The sequence below is a fragment of the Nocardia sp. 2TAF39 genome (assembly GCF_052114905.1).
Classification (GTDB): domain Bacteria; phylum Actinomycetota; class Actinomycetes; order Mycobacteriales; family Mycobacteriaceae; genus Nocardia.
Window position 1 is genome coordinate 1 of the sequence record NZ_JBFRFQ010000103.1, and the last position, 4092, is coordinate 4092.

At 67.2% G+C, this 4092-nt stretch carries 4 protein-coding genes and 1 pseudogene; 1 reads left to right on the top strand and 4 read right to left on the bottom strand.

Annotated elements, in window-relative coordinates; all coding sequences use genetic code 11:
- Window positions 1-142: 142 nt before the first annotated feature.
- Window positions 143-625 (bottom strand): TetR family transcriptional regulator, encoded by a 483-nt coding sequence (locus AB4Z47_RS30340; protein WP_441956095.1) that lies wholly within the window; start codon window positions 623-625, stop codon window positions 143-145.
- A gap of 412 nt (window positions 626-1037) precedes the next feature.
- Between AB4Z47_RS30340 and AB4Z47_RS30345 the strand changes: the two genes are divergently transcribed.
- A complete protein-coding gene (locus AB4Z47_RS30345) occupies window positions 1038-1784 on the top strand; it encodes a tyrosine-protein phosphatase (protein ID WP_441956097.1) in 747 nt (248 codons plus the stop codon).
- A 7-nt stretch (window positions 1785-1791) separates the two neighbouring features.
- On the opposite strand, the gene AB4Z47_RS30350 is transcribed toward AB4Z47_RS30345, so the two are convergent.
- The 3 genes and pseudogenes from AB4Z47_RS30350 to AB4Z47_RS30360 form a co-directional block, all read right to left on the bottom strand.
- The gene (locus AB4Z47_RS30350) at window positions 1792-3048 is read right to left on the bottom strand and encodes a class I adenylate-forming enzyme family protein (RefSeq protein WP_441956098.1); all 1257 of its coding nucleotides are present in this window, start codon (window positions 3046-3048) and stop codon (window positions 1792-1794) included.
- A 92-nt stretch (window positions 3049-3140) separates the two neighbouring features.
- Complete coding sequence (locus AB4Z47_RS30355; RefSeq protein ID WP_441956100.1) at window positions 3141-3935, bottom strand: enoyl-CoA hydratase/isomerase family protein; 795 nt, start codon at window positions 3933-3935, stop codon at window positions 3141-3143.
- Between the two features lie 47 nt (window positions 3936-3982).
- Window positions 3983-4092, bottom strand: a pseudogene (locus AB4Z47_RS30360) (IS982 family transposase); the annotation flags it as partial.

The window sequence follows — 4092 nt, forward strand, 5'->3', positions numbered from 1 at the left end:
CCAACCGCGACGACTCCGCCCGCGACCATGCGACAAGCTGGTCCCGCTCGTCACCGGCCAGTACGAACTCGACATCACTACGCCCGAAACCCGCCACCCCAACACCATAGATAATTAGAGCTGCAATTTCGGGACCGACACACTAGATCGCGACGGCCTTTGTAGTCAAAACGGTGACCAGATCGTCCAGCACGACAAGCATGGTTTCGTCATTGCCGTCGGCCAGCCAGCGCAAAACGGCGCCCCGGACGAGCGACACGACATACGCGGCGATCGCCCCCACCGGTTCGAGCCACTGCGTTCCCGATCGCTCGGCGCACAGCTCCAGGAACGTGGCGACCTCGGTGTCCATCTCCTGATAAGCCGCCGACGCGATCGGGTCGGCGGCACAGCTTGTCCGCACTCCCCAGCGAGTGCACAGCATCTGCACCGTCGCCTCGTATGCCCTGAGGTGCTTGGTCGGAGCGGCCGTGATCAACGGCCAGTACGCACTGATACCGGAGTGCAGCAGCACCCGCAGTGCGCGCACCCCGGTGTGATCGAGCGTGGCCGCCGCATCTTCGACCGCCTCGCAGATGTTCGGTCGCAGCCGTACCCCTGCCACTACTTCTCCACGTGTGCTCAACGACGACTCCCTCGGCGAAAAAATTTCGCGCACCTTCGTCGGCGCGACTCGCTGAACGGGCGGGCCATCTCGGGAAACCCCAGGCTGCCCGGTCCAACGTTCGTCAATGGTAGTGGTTTTTCGGGGTTTGAGAATGGCTTCAGTGGGTATTCCAGACTGAAAGAATGTTTTGTTACCCAAACGGAATGCCGCCGGGACACACCGGAGGTCTCCGAAAATGCCGCTACGACGGTCGATCTCGGATCCGCCTGCCGGACAAAAGACCGTAGTTCAATCTACGTTACCGAACCTAGGCGCACGTGCATTCTGTGATCGATACCACACCAGAACCACCCAAATCAGGCAGCACGCCGTCTGGTGGTCGATCCGGTAACGACTCCTCTTCGCACCGCGAGGCCGATAGCCTGGACCGGTGACTCTCTCGCCGCCCGCCGACCAGTACTTCCTCTCCGGCACGTTCAACTTCCGAGACACCGGCGGGCTTCGCACCGTCGACGGCGCGAAGGTCCGGCCCGGCGTGCTGCTACGTTCGGCTCAGCTGAGCGGCCTCGACGACGCCGGCCACGCGGCGCTGTGCGACCTGCGCGTCAGCGACGTGCACGACCTGCGCGGACAGCGCGAGATCGAGCATATCGGCGCGGACCGGCTACCCGAGGACGTCCGGCTGACCGTCACACCGTTCGACTCCAGAATGGCCGAGGCGCCCCCACACGAGGCCACCGCGCAGACCGCGTTCACGTACATGCTCGAGGTCTACCGGATGTTCCCCGCGCTGCCCGAGGCGCACGCCGCGATCCTCGCCATCGCCGAATCCATCGTGCGCGGCGAGGGCGCCGTGCTCGTACACTGCGCGGCGGGCAAGGACCGCACCGGCTGGGCGATCGCCACGCTCCTGCGCGCCGTCGGCGTCACCGAGGCCGACGTGTTCGCCGACTTCCTGCTGAGCAACGGAGCCATCCCCGCGCTCCGCGCCCTGATGACGACGAAACTACTCGGCGGTGAAGAGGTCTCGGTGGATCTGCTCGGTGTGCGCGAGGAGTACCTCGACACCGCAAGCGCCGCGATGGGCGACCTGCACGGCGATCTCGACGGCTACCTCGCCGCTGTCGGGCTGACGTCCGACCTGCTCGCCCGGCTGCGCGCGCGAATGCTGGAGTGAGACCGAGTCATTCGATGAGCGCCGCTCCCCTGCGGACCAAGCCGTCTGCGTCGATGGTCACCTGATCGCCGGTGTGGAACCAGGTTCCGGTGAACCGCGCCGCGGTGGTGGTCGGATCGTTCCAGTAGCGCGGCGTCACATTCGGCCCACGGCACAGCAGCTCACCGCGGCCTGCCGTCGCGCGCGGCCCCCACAGCGCCAATTCCGTACCCCCGAACGGGAATCCGAGCACCGTGTCGGCGTCGGAGTGGTCCTCCGCCTGTTCGGCGTCGTCCACAGCGAGGCCGATTCCGCTGGTCTCGGTCGCGCCCCAAACCGACCATTGCCGGGCGGTGGGGAACATACCGCGCAGTTCGGCAGTCAGGTCGGCGGGCGTAGCGGGTGCGGCGGCGCGTTCGCCGCGGTGGCCGGCTTTGCTGATCCGGGCGATGCCCTCGGTACACAACCCCTCGGCGCGTAACTCGGCGAGTTCCGGTAACAGGCCCGCGAAAATCCGCGGCGTCGCCGAGACCATGTCGATCCGTTCGGCCGCAATGGCTTCCGCGAGCTCGCGGGTGCCCCGGGCGAGCACGACGGTGCCGCCGACCGCGAAGGTCGGTAGCAGCTGATCGACACAGCCGCTGGCGTGCGCCAACGGAAGCAGCACCAGGTTGCGCAGTCCGTCGGTCGGCAGATCCAGTGCGGCGACCATCGACCGCACCGCCGAAAGCAGGTTTTCGTTGGTCAGTTCCACACCCTTGGGGGTGGCGGTTCCGCTGGTGTAGCACAGCAGCGCCAAATCCCCCAGTGCCGCACCGTCATCGATGTACGCGGCACCATCGGGCAGTTCGGCGCTTCCGCACGCACGCCCGAGCACGAAATCGGCGCGGCTGTCGGCGATCACGCGCTCGGCGACCGCCTCCGGCAGACCGTCGTGCACCAGCACCGGCACGGCGCCGCTGAGCAATGCGCCGAGAAAGGCCTGCACCCAGCGCGCACCGGAGGGCATGTGGATGGCGACGCGGTCGCCGTAGCCGATGCCGTGCTCCTGCAGCCCGCCTGCGATCCGCGAGGCGGAGTGCCACAGCTCCCGATAGGTCAAGCGCGGACCCCCGACCTCGACCACCGCCTCGCGCGTCGAGAACGCGTGGACCTGCAGATCCAGCAGTTCGGTCAGCGCGGGCGTGAGGTTTCCGTAGCGCAGCACCCCGTCCGCGCCCCGGGCCAATGGGTTATCCCAGACATGCGGGCGGGTCAGGGGGTATTCGATGAGCAACTGCGACATTCGTCCTCCGCGTGCCTCGAGTCAGCAGGCACTGCGACTATATGATGCATATCACAATCTCGCTGGGATAGGCGGCGAACGTGTCCTAGCTGTCACCGGCCGGAGTAACCGGCCTTCCCCGGACCGACCTCGAGGAAGCTGTGCACGGCACCCTTCAGGTCGTCGGTGGCGAACAGCGCGCCGGACACCTCCGGCGTCACCGAATCCGCAGAGGCCACACCACCGGAACGCCACGCTTCGACGATCTTCTTCGTCGCCGCGTGCGCCTTCGTCGGGCCATGGGCCAGACGGTGGGTCAGCGCCTTCGCCGCCACGTCCACGTCGTCGTGCACGGCGTTCACCACGCCCCAGTCCGCCATGGTCGCCGCGTCGTACAGATCGCCGGTCATCACGAATTCGCGGGCCCGGCCCGACCCCGCGCGCTCGGCGAGGCGCTGTGGGCCGCCCATCGACGGTGTCAGTCCGACTACGGTCTCCACCAGCCCGAACTTCGCCTTCGGCGCGGCAAGCAGGATGTCGCAGGCGAGCGCGATCTCGAAGGCGGCGGTCAGGGTCAGACCGTGCGCAGCGAACACCACCGGACACGGCAGTGCCTCCAAGGGGTGGATGATCTGCGCGAACAGCGTGCGCCACAGCTCGGCGCCCTGCTCGATGGTCAGTCCGTCGAACACGTGCACGTCGACGCCGCCGGACACCACCTTGCCCTCGGCGCGCAGCAACACCGCGCGCGGCGGGCGGCCCGACAGCTCGCCGATATCGGCCGTCAGCGCGTCCAGCATGGACCGATCGAACAGGTTGAGCGGCGGATGGGCGAGGGTGAGGGTCGCCACCTCCGCACCGCCGTCGGTGATCTTGCGCTCCAGCCGGGTGGCCTTCGTTTCACTCATCCGGTCAGCCTAGATGAATGATTCCAAGCGGTGGGTCTCACCGCTGGTCAGTGATCGTAGGCGGTCAGTGACCGGTGGATCGGTGCGTTGGTGGTGTCGTTGTGCCAGATCGCGGCGGTGAGCGCAAGCAGGCGTTGCAGGATGCGGACGCAGACAC

Coding starts and splice junctions, on each gene's coding strand:
- AB4Z47_RS30350 (WP_441956098.1), bottom strand. CDS start 3,048: ATGTCGCAGTTGCTCATCGAATACCCCCTGACCCGCCCGCATGTCTGG.
- AB4Z47_RS30355 (WP_441956100.1), bottom strand. CDS start 3,935: ATGAGTGAAACGAAGGCCACCCGGCTGGAGCGCAAGATCACCGACGGC.